Source organism: Mesorhizobium cantuariense (assembly GCF_042647205.1).
GTDB lineage: Bacteria > Pseudomonadota > Alphaproteobacteria > Rhizobiales > Rhizobiaceae > Mesorhizobium > Mesorhizobium cantuariense.
Window position 1 is genome coordinate 7,505,848 of record NZ_JBHRVD010000001.1, and the last position, 26,962, is coordinate 7,532,809.

Consider the following 26,962-nt stretch of genomic DNA (forward strand, 5'->3'; position numbering starts at 1 on the left):
TGCGAGGAAGTCAGGAATGGTCGCAGAAAAGCAGGGTGGAAGCCAGGGTTACATGCCCCAGCGTAGCGCCGCCGTGTGTACAGGCGCGTCCCAGAATTTGGTCGTTTCATCGTCGAGCATGGTGAGTGTGATCGAGCAGCCGGCCATGTCGAGCGAGGTGACGTAGGAGCCGACCAGTGAACGGGTCACCGCGACGCCATGCTTCTCGAAAATTGCCCGCGCGCTGTTGTACATTAGATAGAGTTCCATCAGCGGCGTGCCGCCGAAGCCATTGACGAACAGCAGCGCCGGGCCCTTCGCCTTGTCACCGAGGTCGCCCAGGATCGCGGCACAGATTTCCTCGGCAATGTCATCGGCGCTTTTCAACGTGTCGCGCCGGCGTCCGGGCTCGCCATGGATGCCGACGCCAAATTCCATCTCTCCGTCGCCGATGTCGAAAGTCGGCTTGCCTGCCGCCGGCACGGTGCAACTGGTCAGCGCCACGCCCATCGAGCGGGTAGCAGTGTTGACGCGGTCGCCGAGCGCCTTCAACGGCGCCAGCGCCAGGCCATGTTCGGCCGCCGCGCCGACGATCTTTTCGACCACCAGCGTGCCGGCGACGCCGCGCCGGCCCGTCGTATAGGAAGAATTCTCGACGGCGACATCGTCATTGGTCACGATCTGCTGGACGCCTTCCGACATCTCAGCCGCCATGTCGAAGTTCATCACGTCGCCCTCATAGTTCTTGACGATGAACAGGCAACCGGCGCCGGTATCGACGGCTTGCGCCGCCGCCAGCATCTGGTCTGGCGTCGGCGAGGTGAACACCTGGCCAGGGCAGGCGGCATCGAGCATACCGTGACCGACAAAACCGCCATGCAGCGGCTCATGGCCGGAGCCGCCGCCGGAGATCAGCGCCACCTTGCCCGGCCGCAAGGTCTTGCGGCGGATGAATTTGTGCTCGTCGCCAAGCAAGAGGATGTCGGCATGGGCGGCCACGAAACCGTCGAGGCTCTCGATCAGCACCGTGTCCACCGAGTTCATGAATTTCTTCACGGCCGTCTCCTCCCGAAATAGGCCTAATACCAGGCGATCAGCTACCTTTGCCGGTGATGCTGGTGATCTTCTGGATAAAATCGTTCACCGCTCTGTCGAGTGCGGCGTTCTGCTTGTCGTCGCCGAAATCCGGCACGATCAACGAGACATGCCGCGTCTTGCGCATGCCTGCCGCGACCGACATTTTTCCCGGATGCGCCTGATGGTAGGCGGCAAGAAACTGATCGCGCTCGGCCGGGCTGAAATGGCACACCGAAAATATAGCCGGCAAATGTTTCGACGGAATCGGGATCGAATAGGCCGGGCTCGAAATCTGCGTGACGAAGCTGCGGTGCTTGCCGAGCGCATCGGCGAGACGCTGGCGCATGCCGGACGGCCGCTGGTCGATGACCTGCGACAGGATCGTCTTGTAGGCGCGGATCGCCTCTTCGGAACCGGGTTCGGGTTTGATGTCAACCATGCCAGCCGCGCCTAGACAGAAACGTCCGCGATGGCCGCCTTGGCCATGGCGAGTTGCGCCGGCGCGACGGAAAGATCGCGCAGGCCGGCCTCGATCAGCGCCGGGATCGAAGCGGGATCGCCGCCGGCATCGCCGCACAGGCTGACAGGGATCTTTTCCCGCTGGCCATACGCGGTCACGGCAGCGATCAGCCGCAGCACGGCCGGATGACGGACCGAATTGAGATGGGCCACGGCAGCATTGTCGCGGGCGGCCGCCATGACATACTGGGTGAGGTCGTTGGAGCCGATCGAGAAGAAGGCGGCGTCAGCAAAGGCTTCCGGCACGATCGCCACCGACGGCACCTCGACCATGATGCCGAGCGGCGGCATCTTGTTCGCGATGCCGCGCGCGGCAAGTGCGGCCTGCTCCTCCGCGAACATCGCCGCTGCCTGTCTATATTCCTCCACAATGGCGATCATCGGAAACATCACTTTCAGATTGCCGTGGACGGCGGCGCGCAGCAGTGCCCGGATCTGCACACGAAACACCTCCGGTCTTGCCAGCGACAGCCTGATCCCGCGCAGGCCGAGGAACGGATTGCTCTCCTCGACCGTGAAGCCGGGCACCGGTTTGTCGCCGCCGGCATCGACGGTGCGGATCGTCACCGGCCTGTCGCCGGCCCACTCCAGCACCTTGCGATAGGAGCGATACTGCGTCTCTTCGTCCGGCAGCGTCTTGCCGAACAGGAATTCGGTGCGCATCAGCCCGACGCCGTCGCAGGTCGCAATGTCGATGCTGTCGACATCGGACGGGTCGGCGATGTTGACCTGCACGCGCACCATCGTGCCGGCCTTGGTCACCGCCGGCCGCGCCAGGAACGTCCCGGCCTGGTCGCGGCGCGCCCAGAATGATGAAGACGACTGGCGAAAGGCAGCGATTTCGGCTTTGGAGGGTGACAGCACGATGCCGCCATGTTCGGCGTCGAGCAGCGCTGTGCCGGCTAGATGAGCCAGCGAAGCGCCCAACCCGACAACCATCGGCACGCCGCGCGAACGCGCCAGCATGGCGACGTGGCTCGCCGTGCTGCCTGCCTTCAGCGCGATGCCTCCACCACAACTCCAGTCGGTTTCGAAAAAACGCGTCGGCGCGATGTCCTCGCCGTAGAAGATGGCGCCGGCTGGTGCCTGGACGTCGCCATCCTCGGACAGCGCCCGCAGCACCTGGTCCCTGATGTCGCGGATGTCGGCGGCACGCGCGCGAAAGTAATCCTGGTCGGAAGCATCGTAGCCGGCGATTTCAGCGTCAAGCGCCTGCCGCCAGGCCTGATCGGCCCGCTCACCGGCCTGGATTCTGGCAAAGGCGGGGCTGCTCAGTGCATCATCCCCGAGCATGGCGATCTGGAACTCGAGAATGTCGGCGGCATCGCCCACGGCCATCTCAATCAATACGGTGAGGCGGCCCGCCGCGATGGCGATAGCGGTTTCCAGCGCGGCCTTCTCGTCGTCGGCTGTCTCTTTGCCGACATAGGATACGGCAATCCGGTCGAGATCGAACAGCGGCCCCTCGGCATAGCCGGCCGAGGCCGAAATGCCTTGCAGCCTAAGCGGTTCGGACATGGTCCGTGCCTTCGTCGAAATCGCGTCGCACCAGTTCGACCAGCGCGGCGACGGCATCATCGGCGCCGTCGCCGCTCGCCCTGATATGCAGCACCGTGCCTTTAGGCGCCTTGGCCGCCATCACCTTGACGATGCTCTTGGCGTCGAACCAGGGCCCGTTGGCGGCAAGCGCGATTTCCACCTCGGCGGCAAAGCTCTTGGCCAGCTTGGTGAACTTCACCGAAGGACGCGCATGCAGGCCCACCTCGTGGGTGATCACAACGGTCGCTTCGGCGGATGCGGACATGTCTTTCAAAATTCCCGTTCGTTCACGACGGCGACAATTCATGCGCCGTCGCCACCACTTCCCTGAGCGAGGCGCCGCCGGAGGCCTCGGTCGCCGCCATCACCGCGCCTTCGACGATCGGCGCGTTGCAGACGATGATCTTTTGCGAGCGTGGCTCGCCGATCATCTCCACCGCCATTTCCGAGTTGGTCTCGGCGCCGCCGAGGTCGACCAGGATGGCGACACCGGCTTCCGACCAGGCCTTGTCGATAGCGCCCATGATCGCCTCGACATTGGTGCCGAGCCCGCCATGACCGTTTCCGCCGCACCATGCAAGCGGCACTTCGTCGCCCACCATCTGCCGCACCATGTCGGCCGTGCCCTCGGCAACCAGCGGCGAATGCGAAACGATGACAATGCCGACATTGCTCATGGCTGACCTTCCAGCGTTTCGACGATCGTGCGCACCAGAAGTGCGGTCGAACGGGCGCCGGCATCCATGTGGCCGATTGACCGGTCGCCAAGGAACGACGCACGGCCGCGCAAGGCTTTCATCGGCACGGTCGCCTCGGCCGCAGCGTCAGCGATGTCGGCGATTTCCGGCGCCGTCTTTCCCTGCAGCAACGCGTCATGCACCGGCTGCAGCACGTCGAGCATTGTCTTCTGCCCGATCTGCGACTTGCCACGCGCGGCCACAGCTTCGATCGCCTTGCCGAAAGCCGCCGTCAGATTGGCACGATCGGGCTCAGCCGAAATCTCCTTGCCGAGCGCCATGAACAGGGTGCCGAACAGCGGACCGGAGGCGCCACCCACCGTCATCACCAGCTTGGTGCCGATCGCCTTCAGGGCCTCGGGCAGCGGCTTGGCCGAAAACACTTCGGCTTCGGCCCGCACGGCCTCGAAGCCGCGCTTCATGTTCAGCCCGTGGTCGCCGTCGCCGATCGCCTGGTCGAGCGCGGTCAATTCCTCGGCGTGGGCGGCGATCGTGTCCGCGGCGGCCGTGATCAGCCTGGCAAGGTTCAATGCCGCCATGTCACCCGAATTCCCGGTTTCCATCTTGCCGGCAGTATCGAAAGAACGGTCATTCGACAACTGGAGCATGCGTCAGGCCGCTTCATGCAGCGCGGCGGCGGCCGCGAAGACTTCGGCCACCGCATGAGCGCCGGGGTCGACCACGCCTTGCAGCTTGCTGCCGACATAGGCCGACCGCCCGGCCTTCGCCTTGTCCATGGCGGCGGTGGCCTCGGCACCATGCCGGGCTGCTGTTGCCGCCTCCTCCAGGCCGTTCGCGTCGAGCGCTTTGAGCGCCGGCTCAAGCGCATCGACCATGGTGCGATCGCCAATTCCGGCACCACCGTAGAAGGTCATGCGTTCAAGGCCGGCAAGCAGCGCCTTGGCCAGGCTCGCGCCGCTGTCCAGAGCTTGGGCCGCCGCGGTGAAGAAGATCGACAGCAGCACGCCGCTGGAGCCACCCATCGACGCGCTCAGAATGTCACCTATTGCGCCAAGGGCCGCTGCAGGCTCGGCAAGCGGCAGCGTATCAAGCCGTTCGAGGATGCTGCGCGCGCCGGTCGCCACCGTCGAGCCGGTGTCGCCGTCGCCCGCCTTGGCGTCCAGCCTGTTCAAAGTGGTTTCCAGCGCGATCAGCCGTTCGCAGATTGTGACGACAAGGTGCCTGGTGCGTGCATTCTGGCTCGGCTTGCGTACCGCGCTTGGCCCGGCCGCTTTCGCCAATGGCATGACAGAAGGCGTAACAACGGGCTTTGCCGGCGCCCAGGCGTGCGGACCGACAGGCGCCAGCAAGGCGGTTTCGCGCGCCGCATCGAGCCGGATCAGCGACAGCGAAAAGCCGTTCATGTTGAGCGCTGTCATCAGCGGGCCCGGACCGATCGTCAGCTTGATGGTCTTGGCCAGCGGCGATGCAAGCACCGCGTTGGCGATAACAGACATTTCGAGCGGCGGCACCGAACCTAGATTGTTGATCAGCAAGGCATGGTCGGCCGAGAGGTCGAGACGTGCCGAGAGGCGCTCAGCCATGATCGCCACCAGCCTGTCGGCACTTTGCACCGCAATCCGCTCGACGCCCGGCTCGCCATGAATGCCGAGGCCGAGCTCGCCATCGTTCTCGCCAAACCTGTCTTCGTGCGGCTGGCCGGGGATCGAGCAGGACGACAGCGACATGCCGAGCGAAACGATGTCCTTCGCCGCCGCGCGAGCGGCTGCCGCAACGGACGCAAGATCGTGCCCGGCCTCCGACAGATGGCCAGCGATCTTGTGCACGAACAAGGTGCCGGCAACGCCGCGCGGCTGGGTAATCTCTGGGAGTGCGATGTCGTCGGCGACGATGACCATCTCGACGCGAAACCCTTCGGCGCGCGCCTTCTCGGCCGCCAGGCCGAAATTGAGGCGGTCGCCGGTGTAGTTCTTGACGATCAGCAGGCAGCCGGCCGGACCGGTGACCGCGCGAATGGCCGCCAGCACCGCTTCGACGCTCGGCGAGGCAAAGATCTCGCCCGAGACCGCCGCCGTCAGCATGCCCTTGCCGACGAAGCCGGCATGCGACGGTTCGTGCCCGGCGCCGCCGCCCGAGACGACGCTGACTTTCGTCTTGTCCCCACCGGCGCGCAGGATGACCTTGATCTCGGGATAGCCGTCGAGACGCGCGAGATCGCCCGAGCCAATGGTCCGCAACAGGCCGTCCAGCGCCTCGGTGACGATCGTTTCCCTGCGATTGAAAAAGTGCGTCATCGAATTCGTCCAGCCCCGTATCCGCAATCGTCAATCAGAAGCCGGCGTTGAACCCTCGGGAGGGAAACACCGAAACCATTCACATCAGTCGTTGTCCGTCGGCGCCGAAATACAGCGGCGACCGGTAGCGGATCACCACTCTGTCGCCCTGCGCCAGATCCGTGTCGGGATCCGTCAGTGTCACCAGCTTCTTGGTCCCCACCGTTACATGCAAATGATTCTGGTCACCGAGATGCTCGACCCAGTCGACGACGCCATCGGCATGGCCATTCGCGGCCTTCGCGATCGTCAGATGCTCGGTGCGCGCGCCGATCGTCTTGGTTCCCGCCGGCGCGCCGCCGTCAGGCAGCAGCCCGGCCGGCAGAAGATTGATCGCCGGCTGCCCGAGCCTCGCCGCGACATGCAGGTTTGCCGGCTCGGAATAGATCGTCCGCGGCGAGCCGATCTGCACCAGCACGCCGTCAGCGAGGATGCCGATGCGGTCGGCCATCGTCATCGCCTCGATCTGGTCATGCGTGACATAAAGCATGGTGGCACCGAGTTCGGTCTGGATGCGCTTCAGCTCGAGCCTGAGATCGGCGCGCAGCTTGGCGTCGAGAGACGACAGCGGCTCATCCATCAGATAGATCGAAGGCTTGCGCACCAGCGCGCGGCCGATGGCGACGCGCTGCATTTCGCCACCCGAAAGTTTGGTCGAGCGGTTGGCGAGCTTGTGATGGATGCGCACCATCTTCGCCACCTCCTCGACCCGGCGGCGAATCTGGTCTTCCGGCATTTTCCGCGCCGGCGAGCGCAGCGGGAAGGCAAGATTGTCGAACACCGACAGATGCGGATAGAGCGAATATTGCTGGAAGACGAAGGCGGTGTCGCGCTCGGCCGGCGACAGCGTTGTGGCATCGTGGCCGCCGATCTGGATCGTGCCGGCATCAGGTCGTTCCAGCCCGGCGATCAGCCGCAGCGTCGTCGTCTTGCCTGCCCCGGTCGGCCCGAGCAGAACGACGAACTCGCCATCTGATATATGCAGGTCGAGACCGTTGACGGCGACATGGTCGCCAAAGTTCTTGGTCACGTTCTTAATGTGCACTTCAGCCATGCTGCGCTCTCCGTTCCGAGGCCACATCGTGGATCGCGGTTCTCACCGCGCGGCCGGATCCTTTCTCGAACAGTGACAGCCGTGCACTGCTCAGCGTCAGGCCGACATGGTCGCCGGTGGAGAGGCGGATTTCGGCCGGCACGCGTGCCTTGATGATGCCGTCCGCCGTCTCCATCGCGACGATCTGCGTGGTGCCGAGATATTCGGTGCCGTAGATGGCGCCGCGCAGCTTGGAAGCATCGTCGAAGCGGATGTGTTCCGGGCGGATGCCGAGCGCCATGTCGGCCGGCGCGATATCCTCGCGCACCTCCGGCACCGCCACTTTCGCGCCTTGCACGACGATCTCCTTCGCACCCTTGGCGAGCCCGCCGCCAAATCCCAGAAAATTCATCGGCGGCGAGCCAATGAAGTCGGCGACGAACATGGTCGCCGGGCGGTCGTAGATTTCGCGTGGGCTTCCGAATTGTTCGATGACGCCATGGTTCATCACCGCGATCTTGTCGGCCATCGACATCGCTTCCATCTGGTCGTGCGTGACATAGACTGTCGTGGCGTGGATGCGGTTGTGCAGCTCGCGCAGCTCGTGGACCATCAGATCGCGGAATTCGGTGTCGAGCGTGCCGAGTGGCTCATCCATCAGGAAGCATTTTGGCCGCCGCACGATGGCGCGGCCGAGCGCCACACGCTGGCGGTCGCCGCCGGCAAGACCGGAGACGGATTTGTTGAGCAGATGATCGATGCGCAGCAGCCTCGCCGTTTCCTCGACCCGTGTGCGGATTTCGGCCGAAGGCATGCCTTGCGCCAGGAGCGGGAAACCGATGTTCTTGCGCACATTCATGTGCGGATAGAGCGCGAACAGCTGGAAGACGAAGGCGATGTCGCGCTCGCGTGCCCGCAGCATGGTGACGTCGTCGCCGCCGAGCAGGATCTGGCCGCCGGTCGGCAATTCGAGCCCGGCGATCATGCGCAAGGTCGTCGTCTTGCCGCAGCCCGATGGTCCGAGCATGACGAAGAACTCGCCATCCTCGACGACGAAGTTGGAATCCTGCACGGCGACGAAATCGCCGAAGGCCTTTCTCAGGTGCTGGACACGGATTTCGGCCATGATTATTCCGGGAACTTGGAGACGATGATGAACATCACGGTGCCGGCGAGCATGGTGATGAAGGAATAGGTGTAGAACGACAGCGCGAAGGGCTGGAACAGCATCAGGAAGCCGATCGCGATCAGTGCCGTCGCGATGGTTTCCATCAGGCCGCGCCTTGCCCAGCGAGGCCATGATGGTTTTATGGGAGCAACAGGACGCGTCATGCTCCACTCCCTTCCTTCTCCCCGTTCACGGGGCGAGACGGTTGCCAGGTGGTTCCCCCACTCCGCCGCTGCTTCGCAGCGCCACCTCTCCCCCCTCCGGAGGGAGAGGAAGGGAGTCTGGCTGAAATAAGTTCGCGCCCTTCCTCTCCCCCGTCGATCGGGGGAGAGGTGTCGAGCGAAGCTCGACGGAGTGGGGGTCGACCTGGCGCGGCGCGAGACGATGCATGCGCCTGCTTGCCATGCACGCTATCGCTAAACGCTAAGCGTTCGCAAATGTGTCGATCCCGTAGCCGTGAACGAGGAGAAGGGAAACGGTGGCACCGTCGGTTTCTTATTCCCACATCAATCATTTGCGCACCGCGCCGAAGGTGATGCCGCGCAGCAATTGCTTGCGAAGCAGGATGGTGAAGACCAGGATCGGCACCAGGAAGATCGTCGTGCCGGCCGCCACCGCGGGCCAGTCCTGGCCGCCTTCGCCGATGATGGTCGGGATGAAGGGCGGCGCGGTCTGCGCCGTGCCGGAGGTCAGGAGTGCCGCGAACGCATATTCGTTCCAGGCGAAGATCAGGCAGAAGATGGCGGTCGCGGCAATGCCGGTGGTGGCTTGCGGCAACACGGTGCGCCAGAAGGCCTGCAGCCGCGTATAGCCGTCGATCATCGCCGCTTCCTCATATTCGCGCGGGATCTCGTCGATGAAGCCTTTCAGCAGCCACACCGCCAGCGACACGTTGACCGCCGTGTAGAGCAGGATCATGCCGAGTGCCGTGTCCGACAGGCCAAGCTCGCGGTACATCAGGTAGATCGGAATGGCGACGGCGATCGGCGGCATGAAGCGCGTCGACAGGATGAAGAACAGAAGGTCGTCGGCGAGCGGCACCTTGAAGCGCGAGAAGCCGTAGGCCGACAGCGTGCCGAGGAACACCGCGCAGAAGGTCGAGCCGAAGGCGATGATCAGCGAATTGACGAAGCGCGGCAGGAAGTTGGACGGGCCGGCGATCACCATGTTGCGCTTGCGCGCGGTCTCGTCGCAGAAGCCCGTCGCCGGGCCCAGCGAGTTGATGTATTCCGGCGTCTGCCGTGTCCGCGTCGTGAACAGGTTGCAATAGCCTTCCAGACTAGGCTGGAACAGGATCTTGGGCGGATAGGCGATCGAGTCCGGCGGCGTCTTGAAGCTGGTGGCGAAGATCCACAGCAGCGGCACGATCGAGATCAGCGCGTAAAGCACGATGATCGTGCCGGCGATACGCTTCGAATTGGCCGAGGGTGCGACTACCGAATGGGCTGTGGTCAGGCTCATCTCTGCTTCACCTTGTTGAGCGCCTTGACGTAGATGTTGGCGAGGCCGAACACCGCAACGAACAGGATGATGGCGAAGGCCGAGGAGTAGCCTGTGCGCCAGCTTTCGAAGGCTTGCCGCTTCAGTGTGATCGAGGCGACCTCGGTGGTCGAGCCCGGCCCGCCGCCGGTCAACAGATTGACCATGTCGAACATCTTGAAGTTCTCGATGCCGCGAAACAGCACAGCCAGCATGATGAAGGGAAGCGCCATCGGCAGCGTGATCGACCAGAACTGCCGCCAGTTGGAGGCGCGGTCGACCTCGGCCGCCTCATAGATGTATTCGGGGATCGAGCGTAAGCCAGCGAGGCAGATCAGCATCACGTAGGGCGTCCACATCCAGGTATCGACGATGATGATCGACCACGGCGCCAGCGAGACGTTGGAGAGCATCTGGATATCGGTCGGCGGGATCCTCGTGACGAAGGAGATGGCATAGGCGAACAGGCCGATCTGCGGCTCATAGAGGAAGCGCCAGAAATTGCCGACCACTGCCGGCGACAGCATCATCGGCACCAGGATGAGCGTCGTCCAGAAGGCGTGGCCGCGGAACTTCCGGTCGATCAGCCAGGCCAGCGTGAAGCCGATCAGCGTCTGCAACAGGATGGTCCAGAACACGAAATGCGCCGTCGTCTGCATGGCGATCCAGATATCCTTGTCGCCGAGGATGCGCTGGTAGTTGGCAAAGCCGAGATTCTTCACCACCTCGTTCGGCCGGTTGGCGCGGTAGTTGGTGAACGACAGATAGATCGCCCAGAACAGCGGGAAGATGTTGATGGCGAGCAGCAACAGGATCGTCGGCGAGATGAACAGCCAGGCGAGGCCCTTGTCGCTGATGCCCCGGACTTTGCGGGCCAACGGTTCCGGGGTCGCCCGGGCAACGTTCTCCGCGGTCCGATTGAGCATGGTGAGTCCTGCTTCGGTCACTTTAAGCCGTCTCTGTCATGGAATTTATCTGAACCGCGTCCCGTGCCAAGGGCGGCACGGGACGCTTGGGCCTAGCTCGGGAGGAGCCGGTTACATCTTGCCGTCATCCTGGAAGACCTGCGTCCAGTCCTTGACCAGGCCGTCGAGCGCGTCCTTGGCCGAACCCTGGCCGGCAACGACATAGTCGTGGAAGCGCTTCTGCGACGCCTGCAGCAGCGGCGCATAGCTCGGCTCAGCCCAGAAGTCCTTCACGATGGCCATCGAGTCGAGGAAGGTCTGCGCGTAGGGCTGGCTGGCCGGGAAGGCCGGATCCTTGACCACGGCGTTGAGGCAGGAATAACCGCCGAGCGACCACCATTTGGCCTGCACGTCCTTGTTGGCGAACCATTTGATGTATTTCAGCGCCGATTCCTGCTTGTCGGAATAGGACACAACCGAGATACCCTGGCCGCCGAGCTGGGCGAACTGCTCGCCGTCGGGACCCTTCGGATTGACGAAGTAGCCGATCTTGTCGCCGCCGACATTCTCGTCCTTCTGCAGGCCCGGCCATGTGAAGGCGAAGTTCATGTGCATCGCCACCTGGCCGGATTTGAAGGCATCGACGCCTTCGCCCATGTAGCTGTTCGAGGCGCCCGGAGGCGTACAGCAATCATAGAGCGCCTTGTAGAATTCCAGCCCCTTCACCGACTTGTCGGAGTTGACGAAGCCTTCCATTTCATAGGGCTTCTTGGGGTTCTCGTACTGGAAGCCGTAGCTGTAGAGCACGTCCATGGCGCCCATGGTGATGCCTTCGGAGCCGCGCTCGGTGTAGATCGAGGCGCCGTAGACGGTCTTGCCGTCGATCTCACGCTTCTGGAAGAATTCGGCGACCTGCTTCAGCTGGTCGAAGGTGGTCGGCGGGCCGAGGTCCCAGCCGTACTTCTCCTTGAATTCCTTCTGCAGCTCCGGCTTGGAGAACCAGTCCTTGCGATAGGTCCAGCCGACGACGTCGCCCATGGCCGGCAGCGCCCAGTAGTTCGGCGTGTTCTTCGGCCATTCCGAATAGCCGACGACGGTTGCCGGCACGAAATCGTCCATGCTGATCTTCTCCTTGTCGAAGAAGTCGTTCAGCTTGACGTAATGGCCGTTCTCGGCGGCGCCGCCGATCCACTGGCTGTCGCCGATGATCAGGTCGCACAGCTTGCCGTGCGAGTTGAGCTCGTTGAGGAAACGGTCGGCATAGTTGGTCCACGGCACGAACTCGAATTTCATGCCGATGCCGGTTTCCTTGGTAAAATCCTTGGACAGTTCGACAAGCGCGTTTGCCGGGTCCCAGGCGGCCCAGCACAGCGTCAGGTCTTCAGCGTGCGCGACGTTCGAGACGGCTGTCGACGCTGTAATCGCCGAGGTCAGTCCCAACGCCAGTTTCAAGCTCGATTTCATGCCTTCCTCCCATTTGCGAAACGCGCCCGGATGACGGTTTCAAGAGCCCTCAACCCCTCTCCTCAGGGGCCCAAACATGGCGGCGCAGCAGCGCCGCAGATGTTTAGTAATTTGTTTAGTGATGCAATTTTTACTAAACAAGGCAAGCGAATTCGTTGCTGCGTCGCAGCATGGTTGCGCCGGTCTCTGAAAACGTTGGGAAAAGTGCGGATCGCTGGTCCGATCCGCGCGGACTATCGAAGCCGGGTGGGCTCGTTGCGACCTGGCTTTGAGACCGTAGCGGCTCTCAGTCGACCCGTTTGGTGCTCACCATCACCTTCCGGATCGGCGGCGCCGGCGGCAGCAGCGCGCGGATGTCGGCGAAGGGGAATGTCGGTTCGAAGCGGAAGGCTTCGGCCAATGACCCTTTCGCGCCGTTGCACTGGCCGGCGCGAAAAAGGTTTTGCGTTCTCGCGCCGTCGACGAAGCGGTCGGGATCCTGCGACTGATGCATGCGGATCGCTTTCGCCTTGATGTCGGCATGGGCGGAAATGTCGACATAATGCGTCGGCGAAAAACCTGTGCCGCCCATCGTGTCGGCATGCAGCACCGGAACCCCGAACGAGGCCGCGATGCGCACGCCGTCCGACAGCGCGCGATGGTCGGCGTGATAGTCGTTGGGCGCATGCGTGATCGCCAGATCTGGTCCGGTTTCGCGAATCAGTGCTTTCAGCGCTCCGATCAGCGCGGCATCGGCCACCAGCTCGCCGTCGGGAAAGTCGAGGAAGCGCGGCGCCGCCCCGAGCAGCGCGGCCGCGGCCGTTGCTTCCTCGCGACGGACACGGGCGAGAACAACGGGATCACTCTTGCCGCCCTTGGCACCATCCGTGGCTATGGCAAAAGTGAGTTCTGCGCCTTGCGCGGCATAGGCGGCCATCGTACCGAACATGAAGATCTCGATGTCGTCCGGATGCGCACCGAGCGCCAGGATTTTCAAACCACTCTCTCCCCGGAAATGGAACAACGTGACGAACGGAATCCTGCTCGCCCTGATCGCCTACGCAAGCTATTCGGGCAGCGATGCCGTTGTCAAAAGTCTAGGCGGACAATTCACGGTCTTCGAGATCGGCTTCTTCACGACCTTGTTTGCCGGCTGTTTTCTCTTCTTCACTCGCCCAGCGGATGAGCGCTGGCGTGATTTCTGGCGCACCAGGCGGCCGTGGGCGGTGCAGGCGCGCGCCTGGGCGGGTATCGCTTCCGGCGTGCTCAGCGTCTACGCCTTCACCACCATTCCGCTGGCCGAGTCCTATGCGCTGATCTTCCTGGCGCCGCTCTGCGTCACGATACTCTCCACAGTGATCCTCAAGGAGAAGGTCGGCCCCTGGCGCTGGCTGGCGGTGGTTGCCGGTTTTGCCGGCGTCATGTTGGTGGTGCGGCCGGGCTTTCGCGAACTCAATCTCGGTCACCTTGCCGCGTTCGGCGTTGCCTTCCTCGCGGCTACCAGCGTCATCCTGATGCGCTCGCTGGCGCAGCAGGAAAAGCGCACGACCATGCTGGGCGTGCTGGTCGGCTACGGCCTGTTGTTTAACGGCATCGGCGCCGCCGCCACCGCATTCACCGCTCCCAGCGGAAAGCAGTTGCTGTGGCTGATGATGGCCGGTGCCTTCACCGCAGGCGGACAATTCCTGCAGCTGCTGGCAATGAAATACGCACCCGCCAACCGGGTCGCGCCGACGCATTATTCGCAGATCGTCTGGGCGGTGATCCTCGGCGCGCTGTTCTTCCAGGAATATCCGGACGGGCTGTCGCTGGTCGGCCTTGCAGTCGTTGGTGGAGCCGGCCTGCTGACCATGGTGCGCGAGGAAGTGCGGTTGGGCACGGTGCGCTGGAACCCGTTTTCGCGCACCCGGCTTTGAACGTGCCCCGTTCCATCAGTTGCACCACGGCCGCGACCGCTGATATGCGGACGGAGCGGACCTGCCGCGGTTGGACGAGCGCATTCCTGGACCGATGACCACAAAACCCCTGCCGGAGCTTCCAGTATCCGCCGTGCTGCCGGCGCTGCGCGAAGCGCTAGGCCATGGCAACAGCGCCGTGCTGGTGGCGCCGCCCGGCGCCGGCAAGACGACGCTGGTGCCTCTGGCGCTGCTCGATGCGTCCTGGCTGGGGGCCAGCAAGATCGTGCTGCTCGAACCGCGCCGGCTCGCCGCGCGTGCTGCTGCGCGCCGTATGGCGCAATTGCTTGATGAGGAGCCCGGCGCCACTGTCGGCTATGCCATGCGCATGGAAAACCGCGCCTCGGCAACGACCAGGATATTGGTCGTCACCGAAGGCGTGCTGGCGCGGATGATCCTCGACGACCCCGAACTGCCTGGCGTCTCGGCTGTCATTTTCGACGAATTCCACGAGCGTTCGCTCGACGGCGATTTCGGTCTCGCTCTGGCGCTCGACGTGCAGGGCGCGCTGCGGCCGGACCTGCGCGTGCTGGTGATGTCTGCGACGCTCGACGGTGCGCGTGTCGCCAAACTGCTGTCGGGCGCGCCGGTGATCGAGAGCGAGGGCCGCGCCTTTCCCGTCGAAGTCCGCTACGACGAGCGCCCCGCCGGCATCGCCATCGAGGACGCGATGGCCAAGGCGATCCGCGCCGTCCTTGCCGACGAGAGCGGCAGCGTGCTTGCCTTCCTGCCTGGCCAGCGCGAGATCGAGCGCACCGCCGAGCGGCTGGCCGGCAGGATCAGTGCCGATACCGACATCGTGCCACTTTACGGTATGCTCGACGGCAAGGCACAGGATGCCGCGATCAAGCCGGCGCCGGCAGGCCGCCGCAAGGTGGTGCTGGCCACCTCGATCGCCGAAACTTCCATCACCATAGACGGCGTGCGCGTCGTCATCGATTCCGGCCTGTCGCGGCTGCCACGCTACGAGCCGGCCAGTGGCTTGACCCGACTGGAAACCGTGCGCGTCAGCAAGGCCTCCGCCGACCAGCGCGCCGGCCGTGCCGGGCGCACGCAAGCTGGCATCGCTATCCGGTTGTGGCGGGCCGAGCAGACGGCCGCACTCCCAGCCTTCACGCCGCCGGAAATCTTGGAGGCCGACCTGTCCGGCCTGTTGCTCGATTGCGCGGCCTTCGGCGTTGCCGATCCAGCAGGGCTCGCCTTTCTCGATCCGCCGCCCGCTCCGGCGCTCAACGAGGCAAGGGCGCTGCTGAGCGCGCTGGATGCCATCGACGAGGTGGGGCGCCTCACGGAGGCGGGTGCTGCGATGCGCAAGCTCGCTCTGCCGGTGCGGTTGGCGCATATGGTCGCCGAGGCAGCCAAGAGCGGCCATGCCTTCGAGGCAGCGATGCTTGCCGTGCTGCTCACCGAGCGCGGCCTTGGTGGCGACGGCGCCGATCTGGAGCGACGGCTGATGCGCTTTCGATCCGAACGATCGCCGCGCGCCACCGCTGCGAAGCAGCTCGCCGAACGGCTGGCGAGGCAGGCTGGCGGGGCGAAGGGCAGCGAAGCTGCCTCCGCCGGCGCGCTTCTCGTCCACGCCTGGCCCGATCGCGTCGCCAAAGCGCGCGGCGAGCGCGGCCGTTTCGTGCTGGCCAATGGCTCTGGCGCCATGCTCGATGCCGCCGACCCGTTGGCGGGCGAGCCATTTCTGGTCGTCGCCGACCTCCAGGGCAAGGCGCAGAATGCGCGCATCACAGCGGCGGCGGCCATCAGCGAGGACAATGTCCGCGACGCACTGGCGGACAGGATCGAGACGCGCCGTGAAACGAGTTTTGATCGCGACAAGCGCGCCGTGCGCGTGCGCGAAACCGTGCGTATTGGCGCCATCACGCTTGCCGAGCGCATGCTGCCGCCGCCAACCGGCACCGATGCCGACCGCGCCATAACAGATGCGGTGCGCGAGCATGGGCTGTCGCTGCTGAGCTGGAGCAAGGAGGCGCAAACGCTGCGCCAGCGGCTTGGCTGGCTGCATCGCGGCCTTGGCGCGCCCTGGCCCGATATGGCGGATGCAGCACTTCTCGATCGCCTCGACGACTGGCTGCTGCCTTACCTCGCCGGCGCGGCATCGTTTGCCGCCATCGATACGGGCGTTGTCTCGGCCGGACTGGCCACACTTGTGCCGCATGACCTTCAGCGCAGGATCGACACGCTGGCGCCGACCCATTTCGACGCCCCGTCGGGTAGCCATGTGCCGATCCGCTATGACAGCGAATGGCCGGTGCTGGCGGTTCGCGTGCAGGAGCTGTTCGGCCTCGACCGCCATCCTTCGATCGCCAATGGCACTGTGCCGCTGACGCTCGAACTCCTGTCGCCGGCGCACCGGCCGATCCAGACGACGCGTGACCTGCCCGGCTTCTGGCGCGGCTCCTGGGCCGACGTGCGCGCCGACATGCGCGGCCGCTATCCCAAGCATGTCTGGCCGGAAAATCCGCTGCTCGCCGCCGCCACCGCCCGCGCCAAACCCAGAGCATGATCCCAAAAAGTGGAAACCGGTTTTTGGAAAAGATCATGCTCAAACAAGAAGTAGAGCTCCAATCCGAATCCTCGGATTGGAGCGGGACCTAGCGTTCCTGGTCCCGCGGCTGTAATCCATGGCCATGATCAACGTTTTGCGTTCGCCCGATTTCCAGCAGAGCCAGAGACTGCGCCTCAACACGCTGATCCGGTTGCGCTGGCTTGCCATTGTCGGTCAGAGCCTGGCGGTGCTCGTCGTCGCCTATGGCCTGAAGTTTCCGCTGCCGGTCAGCCTGTGCTTCGCCCTGATCGCCTGTTCGGCCTGGATGAACCTGTTCCTTGCCTTCCGGTTTCCGGCGGCGCACCGGCTCACTCCGCTTGCGGCCTTCGGCATCCTCATCTTCGACAGCCTGCAGCTTGCCGGCCTGCTCTACATGACCGGCGGCCTGACCAACCCGTTCTCGCTGCTGATGACCGTGCCTGTCGTCATTTCGGCGACATCGCTGCCCCTGCGCCTGACCGCCATCCTCGGTGGGCTGGTAATGTCGGCGGCGACCTTGCTGGTCTTTGTCCATCTGCCGCTGCCCTGGTATGAGGGCGCGCCGCTGGCGATGCCCTTCATCTATGTCGCGGGCATATGGATGGCGGTGCTGTCCTCGATCGCCTTCACCGCCATATACGCCTTCCGGGTGGCCGCCGAGGCCCGGCTTCTGGCCAATGCGCTTGCCGCCACCGAACTGGTGCTGCAGCGCGAGCAGCACCTTTCGGCCCTCGACGGGCTGGCCGCCGCGGCCGCGCACGAGCTTGGCACGCCGCTTGCCACCATCGCGCTTGTCGCCAAGGAGATGGAAAAGGCGCTCGGCAAGGATCCGAAATACGGGGAAGACGTGACGCTGTTGCGCTCGCAGAGCGAACGCTGTCGCGAGATCCTGAAGCGGCTGACCAGCCTGTCCTCCGAGGGCGAGGCGCATCTTTCGCGGCTGCCATTGACCTCGCTGGTCGAGGAGGTCACCGCCCCGCATCGCGACTTCGGCATCTCGATCAAGCTTCGGCCCGGCGAACGCATCGGACCCGAGCCGGTCGGGCGCCGCAATCCGGGCGTCATCTACGGCCTCGGCAATCTGGTCGAGAATGCCGTCGATTTTGCCCGCAAGAGCGTCACCGTGCGCTGGAGCTGGGACGACGCTGCTGTGACCTTCGCGATCATCGATGACGGACCCGGCTTTCCGGCCGAGATCATCGACCGCATCGGCGAGCCCTATATGTCGACGCGCCAGGGCAATGAAGCCGGCGGCGGCCTGGGGCTCGGCCTGTTCATTGCCAAGACGCTGCTCGAACGCTCAGGCGCGACACTCGATTTCCGCAATTCGAGCGGCCTGGGCGAGGGCGCCGTGGTACAGATATCGTGGCCGCGTGCTGTGTTCCTCAATCCGGAAATCACTTCGGCCAGCATGTTCGATACCGCCTGAGAGCCTTGAAGCAGCTCTAAAAATTGGACAATGAGGCTCAGGAACTATATCTGCGTAAAATTAAGGCAGCAGGAATTTTGAGACTATGACAGGCGACGAAAATATTGGCGCAATGGTTGAAGGCGAGGACACCTCGCTGCTCATCGTCGATGACGACAAGCCGTTCCTCACACGTCTGGCCCGCGCCATGGAAACCAGGGGCTTCGTGGTCGAGACGGCCGAAAGCGTCGAGGAGGCGGTTGCCAAGGCGCGCGCCAATCCGCCCGCCTATGCCGTGGTGGACATGCGGCTCGGCGACGGCAACGGTCTCGACGTGGTCGCGGCCATCCGCGAAAAGCGGCAGGATTCCCGCACCATCATCCTGACCGGCTACGGCAACATCGCCACCGCGGTGACCGCGGTGAAGCTCGGCGCCGTCGACTACCTGTCCAAGCCCGCCGATGCCGACGACATCTTCGCCGCGCTCACCCGCACCGCCGGCGAACGCGCGGCACCTCCGGAAAATCCGATGTCGGCCGACCGCGTCCGCTGGGAGCATATCCAGCGCGTCTATGAAATGTGCGAGCGCAATGTCTCCGAGACCGCGCGCCGGCTCAACATGCATCGCCGCACCTTGCAGCGGATACTAGCCAAGCGCGCGCCGCGCTAAGGCGCGGTTTGCGCATCTTTGCGGAATGACGCCGGCCGGCAGGCGGCATGACGGAGGCGACATGCAGGATTTGAAGCAGCGGCCGGTTTCCGTCTTCCGCGAATTTCTCGAGAGTGAAGCGGCCGGCGGCATCATCCTGATGGCGGCGGCGGCACTGGCGCTGATCGTCGCCAATTCGCCACTGGCCGAAACCTATTTCTCCGCGCTCCACGCCTATCTCGGCCCGCTCAGCGTGTCGCATTGGGTCAATGACGGTCTGATGGCGGTGTTCTTCCTGCTCGTCGGGCTGGAGATCAAGCGCGAGATGCTGGACGGCCAGCTTTCCACCTGGCCACGCAGGGTCCTGCCCGGCATCGCCGCCGCCGGCGGCATGCTGATTCCGGCACTCGTCTATGTCGCCATCAACAGCAACAACGCGGCGGCACTCTCCGGCTGGGCGATCCCGACCGCCACCGACATCGCTTTCGCGCTGGGCGTGCTGTCGCTGCTCGGCAGCCGGGTGCCGGCTTCGCTGAAGGTGTTCCTCACGGCGCTTGCCATCATCGATGACCTTGGCGCCGTCATCATCATCGCCATCTTCTACACCAGCGGCCTTTCGCTCGCCTATCTGGGTGCTGCCTTCGCCGTCATTGCCGCGCTTGTCGTGCTCAACCGCATGCGGGTGATGACGCTGGTGCCTTATCTCGTGCTGGGCGTCATCCTGTGGGTGCTGGTGCTGAAATCGGGCGTCCATGCGACGCTTGCCGGCGTGGCGCTGGCGCTGACCATCCCGCTCGAACGCTCCGCCGGGATCGGCCACGACCTCGACCATTCGCCGCTGCATCGGCTCGAGCACGGCCTGCACAAGATGGTGGCCTTTGTCGTCATCCCGATCTTTGGCTTTGCCAATGCCGGGGTCTCGCTCGCCGGCCTGAGCCTTGGTGCGCTGATCGAACCGCTGACGCTCGGTGTCGCCGCCGGCCTCGTGATCGGCAAGCTGGTCGGCGTGTTCGGCGCTTCAGCGCTTGCCATCCGGCTCGGCTTCGCCGACCTGCCGGCTCATGCCGGCTGGTCGCACATGATCGGCATATCGCTGCTGTGCGGCATCGGCTTCACCATGAGCCTGTTCATCGGCCTGCTCGCCTTCGCCAGCGACGTGGCGCTGCAGGACGCGGTCAAGGTCGGCATCCTCGCCGGCTCCTTCATCGCCGCCATCCTCGGCGCCGCCGTGCTTTTGATGGCGCCGGCGGTTGGTTCGGTGGACGAGAGCGAAGAATAGGGCTGCCCGGCGGCTCTTGGTTCAGCGAAGGCGGCTACTCGCTCTCGCCCTCGAGCGCCGGCACCGACACGCCGGCAAGTTCCGCCGCCAGCAGCCGTGAAGCGCCGGCCCGCGCGATCCGCAGCATCAGCGCCTTGCGGGTTGCCGCCGCCATGCGGTGTTCGGGCGCATCGCGCAGGATCTCGGCGCCGTAGCCGTCGGAGAGGATGAAGCCGCATTCTTCCGGGAAGATCTCCGAGGGCACACCAGGGTGGGTGGCGAAGAAGAAGCGGTCGGAGTGTAGCCGGTAGTCGGGCCATTTGCGGTCGACCCTGAAGTCCTCGATCGAGGATTTGATCTCGACGATCCAGATGTCGCCTTGCCGGGTCAGCGCGACCAGATCGGCCCGGCGGCCTGTGGCCAGCGACAGTTCGGGCAGCACGTGGGCGCCCATCGCCATCAACAGTCGCTGCACGCCACGCCGCACCAGCATGGCGCGTTCGGACTGGCGACCGTCGATGAGCGGGTTGATCGAGATAGGCGAAATGATTGGCATGGCGGCACCATGCCAGATTTTGTTCACGGTTTGAACCCTTTTATTGTGGGCGATTGTCCATTTGACAAACCCACATCCGAGGCGGAACATATGTAGAACAAGATTCGGTGGAACAACCCCTTAGCGCGCATCTGTGCCGGGCCGAATCGATGTAGACTGCGCGGCATGGTTCAGCATCGGAAAGCAAATATGCCCAATCGGACGGTTGAAGCGGAAATCAGCAGGCTCGAAGAGTTCACTAAAGACGGCGAGACTTCTATGAACGATAGGTTGCTCATTTACGGCACAGCCGATGGAGTCCGGATCGACATCCGCTATTCGGGTGAAAGCATATGGATGACACAGACGCAAATTGCTGAGTTGTTCGGTATCGATGTGACGGGCGTGTCTCGGCACATTACCAACATCATCGAAACTGGCGAATTGCCGGAAGAAGGAAACTTGCAAAAAATGCAAGTTTCCCCAAAAACCAAACCCTCCACCCTCTACAGCTTGGATTTCGTGATCTCTATCGGCTATCGCGTGAATTCCAAGGAAGCCACGATGTTTCGCATGTGGGCGAACGAGCGCCTGAAAGAGTTTTTGGTAAAGGGCTTTGCCATTGACATTGACCGCCTAAAGAACCCCAGCGAGCGCGACCATCTCAAGGAACTGAAAGAGACGATCCGGGATATACGGTCGTCTGAGGCCAACGTGTATCGCGAGGTGCGCAGCATTTGCGCTATGTGCCAGGATTATGATCCGCAATCGGAGGTCTGGCGCAATTTCTATGCCGGGATGCAGAACAAGCTTCTTTGGGCGGTAACCAGCCGAACTGGTCCAGAGCTCATCATTGAGAGAGCCGACGCAAATGCCGAGGATATGGGCTTGTCGAGTTGGCCGAACGAAAACATTCGCAAGCAGGATGTTACCATCGCAAACAACTATCTGGCGGGAACGGAGATACGAGAAAAGAACCGGCTTACGACCATGCTCCTCGATTTCTTCGAAGATCAAGTAGACATAGGCAAGCTCGTCACCATGGCCCAAGCCGAAACAAAGATGAACGAGTTCATCAAATTCAATGGGCGCCCGCTACTGACCCATCTTGGCAGCGTGAAGCGCGAAAAAGCGGACGGCCATGCTGAAAAGCAGTTTGAGAAGTACAAGCTGAAGAGAACAGCACTTAGGCAGGCCAGCTAGTCGGTTGGCTCTTCCGCTTCTCGTCCTTCGGTAGTGGTGCCTTCGCCATCTTCTTAAGCGCTGCATTCAACGGCTCTTCGGAGTCGACGGTTTCAATCTCGCGCGCCAGATCGAGGAACTTGTCTACTTGACTCTTTGTGGGCTTCCCTGATTCCGTTTTATTCATGGGGCTTGAATTTTCTCAAATACATGAACTTCTTGCCGGTAGGATTGACCCTATCGAGGTAGGCAAATTGCCGGAGCCGGTGGCCCACTTTTATTTGTGCCTCGCTGCCCATTGTCTACCTGTCGAACTACTCACTCAAGCACGTAATGGAGGAATGTCCGGACGTTACATTCATCGATCTGCTTTGCATCCCAGGCGCGAAGAACCACTACCGCTGCCAGAAGTCACGGTGCACGGAGAGAAGCTCGGCCTCGATTTCGGGGAAGGGGCCGTGAACCTCGATCTTCTTCTGCCCGGAGCCGAGCACAATGCGCGAAGGCAGGCTCATCGTCGGGTTTTCGGGATGGTCGCCGGTCAGCGCGAGAAGCTTGGTCTCCTCGAAGCCGTAGACCAGCCGGCCGATATTCGCCCAGTAGAGCGTTCCGGTGCACATCGCGCAGGGCTCGCCGGTTGAGACCAGCGTGCAGGTCCAGAGAAACTCCGGCGAATAGGCGGCCGCCGCGCGCCTCGCAAGTTCGGTTTCGGCGTGATGCACGGTGTCGATATTGGCTTGGCGCATGAGGATCGCGTCGTCGGGGCCGATCAGCACCGCACCGAACGGATGATGGCCATGCACAACAGCCCCGCGAGCGACCGCATCGGCGGCGCGAAGGTGGGCGAGCATCTGGTCGCGGGTCATGCGGTGTCTCCGGCCATTGGGGTCACCGGGTGATCGGGACCAGCGGCAGTATTCATCATTTATCCGCAAAATCGCATTTCGAGCCGCCGACCCTACGCTCATATCAGCGCTTGGCAATATACGGCACGAGCCAATTGCTGGCGGCCTTGCCGGCGATTATCCGGTTGGCGGGATTCGCCTCGCAGCCACGTCGATTTGGATAGCGTGACCATAAATTAGCTAGAGCGAATATAAGCAAAAAATGCTATTTTGGAGCAGCCGGAGCTCCCCCACTACACCCCGCTCCGGTCAGGCCCGGCGGCAGCCACCCAAAGGCAAGGCTACCGGGCCGCTCCCTTCCATCTATATTCAGGACGCGAAGTAGGACCAAAGTCTGGTTTCACCAACGCAAAGGTCTGACAGTTCCGGAAATGTCCATCGGACGTTCCGTTACTTTAGTAAATCGAAATATAAGTTTCGCCGAACCGCCCGCCGGGTAGCGCCCATCCAAAAGGGCCGACGCGGCTGCCGGCGAAACAACATTGCCGAGGTGGCGTCTGCCATCCACGGCCGATTTGAGGGTGCCGCCCGCCAAACCTGGCGCTTCGCGACAGGCGGACAACGCACCTTGGCGGGTTGGTCAAACCGTACACAGTTGGCTGGGCAACCAACCCCTGGCTCGCTCGTTGACCCAATGCTGGGTTGATCCCCTGGCACTCCAGAACCTGCCCGCTGCCCGACGGTGGCGGGCACTCTTGGTTGGAAGTCTAGCCGCTGTTGGAAGTCTGGCCAGCAGCGACAGCGAGGGCCCGGCGGATGCCGGAACCTTCGCGTTCTGCTGGCTCTCGTCAGAAGCGGATCCAGAAAGATCTGCGGAAACATCTGCGGCGCCAGTAACCATGGCGCCAATAGCGGCGGCAAACCCTTCTCCACCCGCGACGGCGTCTCCTGCGATACCAATGCACGGGCTCGACGCCATCTTGGGGACCATGCTGGTCGAGGATATCGTCCGACGGCTTGTCGAGTTCATCGAGAATGCCGGGCCCAGTATTCGGGACGCCGGCCAACGCGGTGGCAGGACGCGCAATAGCGACCACGGTCGCAGCCCCTGCCAGTCCAAGCATTCTAGTCAGAAACAATCGCCGATCCATGCCAACCTCCATCGTTGATCATTGAGACCAGGAAGACATAGAGCGGCGGATTGACGCGCCTAGATGCCGAAGAAAATTGTGTCAGTCGAACTGCGTGCTGGCGGTGACGGGCTTTTTTAGCTTTAGCGCTTGCTTGACAATTCGCGCGCCCAAATGCACCAATTCTGCTGGGCAATCAGGGGATATCTCATGAAGAAGACTTATGAACGACCGGCGTTGGTAAAGCGCGAAAAGCTCACGACGGTCACGGCGGTCGTGTGTGTTTCAAGCTGCCCGACTTGACCGAGGGCCCGGGCCTCGACAGAGGTCTTGTGATCGCCCCGTCGGGGCGTTGCATCCTTTGACAAATCAGCTGCTGCGGACGGCTCCGCCGTCTCGACAGGCTTGCGGTCCGCGACCGGCGTCTTGCTATGATCTCGCTGAAGCGGTCGTGTCGGCGAACATGGCAGCGCCTGCCATGTCGTCGAGGATCGGACAGTCCGGCCTTTCGTCGCCGTGGCAGGCATGGATCAGTTTCTGCAGGGTCGAGCGCATCGACTGCAGCTCACGCACCTTCTCCTCGATCGCCGTGACATGGGCGGCGGCGATCTCGCGCACGTCGTGGCTGGCGCGGCCGCGGTCCTGGTAGAGCGCCATCAGCTGACGGCAATCGTCGATGGAAAAGCCGAGATTGCGCGCGCGGCGCAGAAAGGCCAGCCGGTGGATGTCGTCTCCTGAATAGTCGCGGTAGCCGTTGGCGGCGCGCGCTGGGGCGATCAGGCCGATCTCCTCATAGTAGCGGATAGTCTTGGCCGGCAGGCCGGAGCGGTGGGCGGCGTCACCGACATTCATGACCGATTCTCCTCGATTTCCAGGAGCCCGCGGGGATGGCCCCTTGAATTTGCTTCACAATCCTGTGGGTGCTGTTGCCGAAATGCCATAGTGATACACTTACCAGCACGTCAGCACAGGCATATAGGCATCGCGCGCTTGGCAAGCAAAGCAAATGCCAGCATGAATGATTGTGAGAAAGCGGCCGACTCGTGCCGCCGAAGTTGGGGCGGGGCACCGGATCACCTGATGCGCATGAAGTCGTTTGCAATCGTCGCCGCACTGGCGCTTTCCACTGCTATCGCCGGTTGCAGCACCATCGGCTCGCAGATGTTCTCCAACAATTATGGCGCGGTCACCGACGCCGGTTACCAGCTGCCGCGCATCCCGATCGAGAAGGTGCCGATGAAGTACCATCGGCAGGAAGTGAATTATGACAGCCCGGAAAAGCCGGGCACCATCATCGTCGATACGCAGAACAAGTTCCTCTATTTCGTCGAGGGTGACGGCCGGGCTATCCGCTACGGCATCGGCGTCGGCCGCGAGGGATTCGAGTGGCGCGGCACTGCCCATATCGCGCTGAAGCGCGAATGGCCGACCTGGACGCCGCCGAGGCAGATGATCCAGCGCCAGCCGGAACTGGCCAAGTTTGCCGGCGGCATGGAGCCGGGCCTGAAGAACCCACTCGGTGCGCGCGCCATGTACCTGTTCAACAAGGGCGGTGATTCGGGCTATCGCCTGCATGGCAGCCCGGAATGGAATTCGATCGGCAAGGCGATGTCGTCGGGCTGCATTCGCCTGATGAATCAGGACATTATCGACCTCTATGACCGCGCCTCGGTCGGCGCCAAGGTCATCGTTCTTTAGACCATGATCCCGAGAAACCGGTACCGGCTCTCGGAGAAATCGTGGTCAGGTAGAGGCACCTTTCGTACGCGGACCGTCTAGGCAACAACGGACGTCCCAAACAGAAAACCGGGCAATTCGGCCCGGTTTTTTGTTTTTTCGATGGATCGATTTGTTAGCCGGCAAGCTGAACGATCAGGAGACCTGCTCGACCTGCTGCACTTCGGGCACGAAGTGGCGAAGAAGGTTCTGGATGCCGTGCTTCAGCGTCGCCGTCGACGACGGGCAGCCGGCGCAGGCGCCCTTCATGTGCAGGAACACGGTGCCGTTCTCGAAACCGCGGAAGGTGATGTCGCCGCCATCCTGGGCGACCGCCGGGCGCACTCGCGTGTCGAGCAGTTCCTTGATGGTGATGACCAGCTCCTCGTCGGCCTTGTCGTAGAACTCGCCGGTCTGGCTGGTCTCGGCGGCTGGACCGGCCTTGGCCATGACAGGCGCGCCGGACATGAAATGCTCCATGATGGCGCCGAGGATCGCCGGCTTCAAATGCTGCCAGTCGGGCCCGTCCTTGGTCACGGTGATGAAGTCATAGCCAAAGAAAACACCGGTGACGCCGGGGATCTCGAACAGCCGGCCAGCCAGGGGCGAGGCAATTGCGGCGCTGTCGGCATCGCGGAAATCGGCGGTGCCTTCCAGAAGCACTTCCTTGCCGGGCAGGAATTTCAGCGTCGCCGGGTTTGGCGTCGATTCGGTCTGGATGAACATGGCCATCTCCGTGCCCATTTCGGGCAGCTAGTTTGGAATAATTCTAAATAGGCTCAATTGGCTGGACATTCAAGCGAAACGCATCGCCGGAAGGCCTGGCTGGCGGAATGTTTTTGCGCGCCCTGGGACGCGCTCCAATGTGTGTTGAGATTTAGGTCAGGCCGAGCCGAAAACGGTGGGTTCCGAGAACCGGAGCGGAGCGTACCTTTTCGTACGTGAGCACCGGAAGCGCAGGAAGCCGCCGTTTGCAGGCCGGCCTCACCTGAATATCATCACACCTCAGGCTAGGCTGTCTATTTCCTCGTCCGACAGGTTCTGCGGCACAACGGTCACCGGGATCGGGAAGGCGGCACCCTTGCCGGCCACGGCGCCGACCAGCGGCCCCGGGCCTTCCTTGCCGGCACCGGCGGCCAGCACTAGGATGGCGATGTCCTGGTCTTCCTCGATCAATTTGTGGATCTCTTCCGTCGGCTTGCCTTCGCGCACCACCATTTCAGGCTCGATGCCAAGCTTCTGGCGTACCTTGTTGGCATAGCTGTCGAGTGCTGCGCGCGCCGTGGCGGTCGCCTCCTCGCGCATGATCTTCTCGACACCCAGCCAGTGCTGGAAATCGTCCGGCTCGATGACATAGAGCAGCACCAGCGTGCCGCTGGTGCTCTGCGCCCGCTTCGAGGCGTAGGCGACGGCGCGCTCACACTCCGGCGTGTCGTCGATGATCGCCAGGAACTTGCGGCGATGGCCGGCTTCGCGGCTGAGGCGTTTGGAGACCATGTCTAACTATCTACTCGGTGTCATTGCGGCCGCAATCTGCCACCACGGCGGACCGGCGGCAAGCCGCCGGCCTTGTGC

At 63.2% G+C, this 26,962-nt stretch carries 26 protein-coding genes; 7 read left to right on the forward strand and 19 right to left on the reverse strand.

Annotated elements, in window-relative coordinates; genetic code table 11:
- Positions 1–48: 48 nt before the first annotated feature.
- The 14 genes from dhaK to ACFOJ9_RS36690 all read right to left on the reverse strand — a co-directional run bounded on the left by dhaK (position 49) and on the right by ACFOJ9_RS36690 (position 13,170).
- The gene (dhaK, locus tag ACFOJ9_RS36625) at positions 49–1,035 is read right to left on the reverse strand and encodes a dihydroxyacetone kinase subunit DhaK (RefSeq protein WP_378986720.1); all 987 of its coding nucleotides are present in this window, start codon (positions 1,033–1,035) and stop codon (positions 49–51) included.
- A gap of 37 nt (positions 1,036–1,072) precedes the next feature.
- Positions 1,073–1,495, reverse strand: coding sequence for a hypothetical protein (locus ACFOJ9_RS36630; RefSeq protein WP_378986722.1), 423 nt, complete (start codon positions 1,493–1,495; stop codon positions 1,073–1,075).
- A gap of 11 nt (positions 1,496–1,506) precedes the next feature.
- Positions 1,507–3,093, reverse strand: a complete 1,587-nt coding sequence (gene ptsP, locus ACFOJ9_RS36635; RefSeq protein WP_378986724.1) for a phosphoenolpyruvate--protein phosphotransferase — start codon at positions 3,091–3,093, stop codon at positions 1,507–1,509.
- Positions 3,077–3,379: an HPr family phosphocarrier protein gene (locus tag ACFOJ9_RS36640; protein WP_378986726.1), complete on the reverse strand. Its 303-nt coding sequence runs from the start codon at positions 3,377–3,379 to the stop codon at positions 3,077–3,079. Before ACFOJ9_RS36640 ends, ptsP begins: the two co-directional genes overlap by 17 nt.
- Positions 3,380–3,401: 22 nt before the next feature.
- Positions 3,402–3,791 carry a dihydroxyacetone kinase phosphoryl donor subunit DhaM gene (dhaM, locus tag ACFOJ9_RS36645; protein ID WP_127380390.1) on the reverse strand — a complete coding sequence of 130 codons (390 nt, stop codon included), beginning with the start codon at positions 3,789–3,791 and terminating at the stop codon, positions 3,402–3,404.
- Entirely contained in the window at positions 3,788–4,390 is a 603-nt protein-coding gene (gene dhaL / locus ACFOJ9_RS36650; RefSeq protein WP_378988296.1) for a dihydroxyacetone kinase subunit DhaL, read from the reverse strand. The genes dhaM and dhaL overlap by 4 nt, the downstream gene beginning before the upstream one ends.
- A 72-nt stretch (positions 4,391–4,462) precedes the next feature.
- Entirely contained in the window at positions 4,463–6,106 is a 1,644-nt protein-coding gene (locus tag ACFOJ9_RS36655) for a dihydroxyacetone kinase subunit DhaK (protein ID WP_378986728.1), read from the reverse strand.
- Between the two features lie 79 nt (positions 6,107–6,185).
- On the reverse strand, positions 6,186–7,199 hold the full coding sequence (locus ACFOJ9_RS36660) for an ABC transporter ATP-binding protein (protein WP_378986730.1): 1,014 nt from the start codon (positions 7,197–7,199) through the stop codon (positions 6,186–6,188).
- The gene (locus ACFOJ9_RS36665; RefSeq protein ID WP_378986732.1) at positions 7,192–8,304 is read right to left on the reverse strand and encodes an ABC transporter ATP-binding protein; all 1,113 of its coding nucleotides are present in this window, start codon (positions 8,302–8,304) and stop codon (positions 7,192–7,194) included. The genes ACFOJ9_RS36660 and ACFOJ9_RS36665 overlap by 8 nt, the downstream gene beginning before the upstream one ends.
- A 2-nt stretch (positions 8,305–8,306) precedes the next feature.
- Positions 8,307–8,510, reverse strand: a complete 204-nt coding sequence (locus tag ACFOJ9_RS36670) for a hypothetical protein (RefSeq protein WP_378986734.1) — start codon at positions 8,508–8,510, stop codon at positions 8,307–8,309.
- A 346-nt stretch (positions 8,511–8,856) separates the two neighbouring features.
- The gene (locus tag ACFOJ9_RS36675) at positions 8,857–9,807 is read right to left on the reverse strand and encodes a carbohydrate ABC transporter permease (RefSeq protein WP_378986735.1); all 951 of its coding nucleotides are present in this window, start codon (positions 9,805–9,807) and stop codon (positions 8,857–8,859) included.
- Complete coding sequence (locus ACFOJ9_RS36680) at positions 9,804–10,751, reverse strand: carbohydrate ABC transporter permease (protein WP_032901495.1); 948 nt, start codon at positions 10,749–10,751, stop codon at positions 9,804–9,806. The genes ACFOJ9_RS36675 and ACFOJ9_RS36680 overlap by 4 nt, the downstream gene beginning before the upstream one ends.
- A 111-nt stretch (positions 10,752–10,862) precedes the next feature.
- Positions 10,863–12,194: an ABC transporter substrate-binding protein gene (locus tag ACFOJ9_RS36685; protein WP_378986738.1), complete on the reverse strand. Its 1,332-nt coding sequence runs from the start codon at positions 12,192–12,194 to the stop codon at positions 10,863–10,865.
- Between the two features lie 286 nt (positions 12,195–12,480).
- A complete protein-coding gene (locus ACFOJ9_RS36690) occupies positions 12,481–13,170 on the reverse strand; it encodes a PIG-L deacetylase family protein (RefSeq protein ID WP_378986740.1) in 690 nt (229 codons plus the stop codon).
- Positions 13,171–13,198: 28 nt separating this feature from the next.
- On the opposite strand from ACFOJ9_RS36690, the gene ACFOJ9_RS36695 reads away from it, so the two are divergent.
- From ACFOJ9_RS36695 to nhaA, 5 genes are all read left to right on the forward strand, one after another.
- Positions 13,199–14,089 carry a DMT family transporter gene (locus ACFOJ9_RS36695; RefSeq protein ID WP_378986742.1) on the forward strand — a complete coding sequence of 297 codons (891 nt, stop codon included), beginning with the start codon at positions 13,199–13,201 and terminating at the stop codon, positions 14,087–14,089.
- 94 nt (positions 14,090–14,183) lie between these two features.
- Entirely contained in the window at positions 14,184–16,643 is a 2,460-nt protein-coding gene (gene hrpB / locus ACFOJ9_RS36700; protein WP_378986744.1) for an ATP-dependent helicase HrpB, read from the forward strand.
- A gap of 118 nt (positions 16,644–16,761) precedes the next feature.
- A complete protein-coding gene (locus ACFOJ9_RS36705) occupies positions 16,762–18,093 on the forward strand; it encodes an ActS/PrrB/RegB family redox-sensitive histidine kinase (RefSeq protein ID WP_378986746.1) in 1,332 nt (443 codons plus the stop codon).
- Positions 18,094–18,178: 85 nt separating this feature from the next.
- The gene (locus ACFOJ9_RS36710; protein ID WP_183445738.1) at positions 18,179–18,742 is read left to right on the forward strand and encodes an ActR/PrrA/RegA family redox response regulator transcription factor; all 564 of its coding nucleotides are present in this window, start codon (positions 18,179–18,181) and stop codon (positions 18,740–18,742) included.
- Positions 18,743–18,803: 61 nt separating this feature from the next.
- The gene (gene nhaA / locus ACFOJ9_RS36715) at positions 18,804–20,000 is read left to right on the forward strand and encodes a Na+/H+ antiporter NhaA (RefSeq protein WP_378986749.1); all 1,197 of its coding nucleotides are present in this window, start codon (positions 18,804–18,806) and stop codon (positions 19,998–20,000) included.
- 34 nt (positions 20,001–20,034) lie between these two features.
- Here the strand turns inward: nhaA and ACFOJ9_RS36720 are convergent, their stop codons facing one another.
- Complete coding sequence (locus ACFOJ9_RS36720) at positions 20,035–20,535, reverse strand: MmcB family DNA repair protein (protein ID WP_378988299.1); 501 nt, start codon at positions 20,533–20,535, stop codon at positions 20,035–20,037.
- 189 nt (positions 20,536–20,724) lie between these two features.
- Between ACFOJ9_RS36720 and rhuM the strand changes: the two genes are divergently transcribed.
- On the forward strand, positions 20,725–21,717 hold the full coding sequence (gene rhuM, locus ACFOJ9_RS36725) for a RhuM family protein (RefSeq protein WP_378986751.1): 993 nt from the start codon (positions 20,725–20,727) through the stop codon (positions 21,715–21,717).
- A 374-nt stretch (positions 21,718–22,091) separates the two neighbouring features.
- Here the strand turns inward: rhuM and ACFOJ9_RS36730 are convergent, their stop codons facing one another.
- Together ACFOJ9_RS36730 and cueR are read right to left on the reverse strand one after the other, a co-directional pair.
- Positions 22,092–22,562 carry a nucleoside deaminase gene (locus tag ACFOJ9_RS36730; RefSeq protein WP_378986753.1) on the reverse strand — a complete coding sequence of 157 codons (471 nt, stop codon included), beginning with the start codon at positions 22,560–22,562 and terminating at the stop codon, positions 22,092–22,094.
- A gap of 1,538 nt (positions 22,563–24,100) precedes the next feature.
- Positions 24,101–24,523 (reverse strand): Cu(I)-responsive transcriptional regulator, encoded by a 423-nt coding sequence (gene cueR, locus ACFOJ9_RS36735; protein WP_378986755.1) that lies wholly within the window; start codon positions 24,521–24,523, stop codon positions 24,101–24,103.
- A 228-nt stretch (positions 24,524–24,751) separates the two neighbouring features.
- On the opposite strand from cueR, the gene ACFOJ9_RS36740 reads away from it, so the two are divergent.
- Positions 24,752–25,369: a L,D-transpeptidase gene (locus ACFOJ9_RS36740; RefSeq protein WP_378986757.1), complete on the forward strand. Its 618-nt coding sequence runs from the start codon at positions 24,752–24,754 to the stop codon at positions 25,367–25,369.
- 174 nt (positions 25,370–25,543) lie between these two features.
- Here the strand turns inward: ACFOJ9_RS36740 and ACFOJ9_RS36745 are convergent, their stop codons facing one another.
- A complete protein-coding gene (locus ACFOJ9_RS36745) occupies positions 25,544–26,113 on the reverse strand; it encodes a NifU family protein (protein WP_378986759.1) in 570 nt (189 codons plus the stop codon).
- Between the two features lie 279 nt (positions 26,114–26,392).
- Positions 26,393–26,884 (reverse strand): universal stress protein, encoded by a 492-nt coding sequence (locus tag ACFOJ9_RS36750; protein WP_378986761.1) that lies wholly within the window; start codon positions 26,882–26,884, stop codon positions 26,393–26,395.
- Positions 26,885–26,962 lie beyond the last annotated feature (78 nt).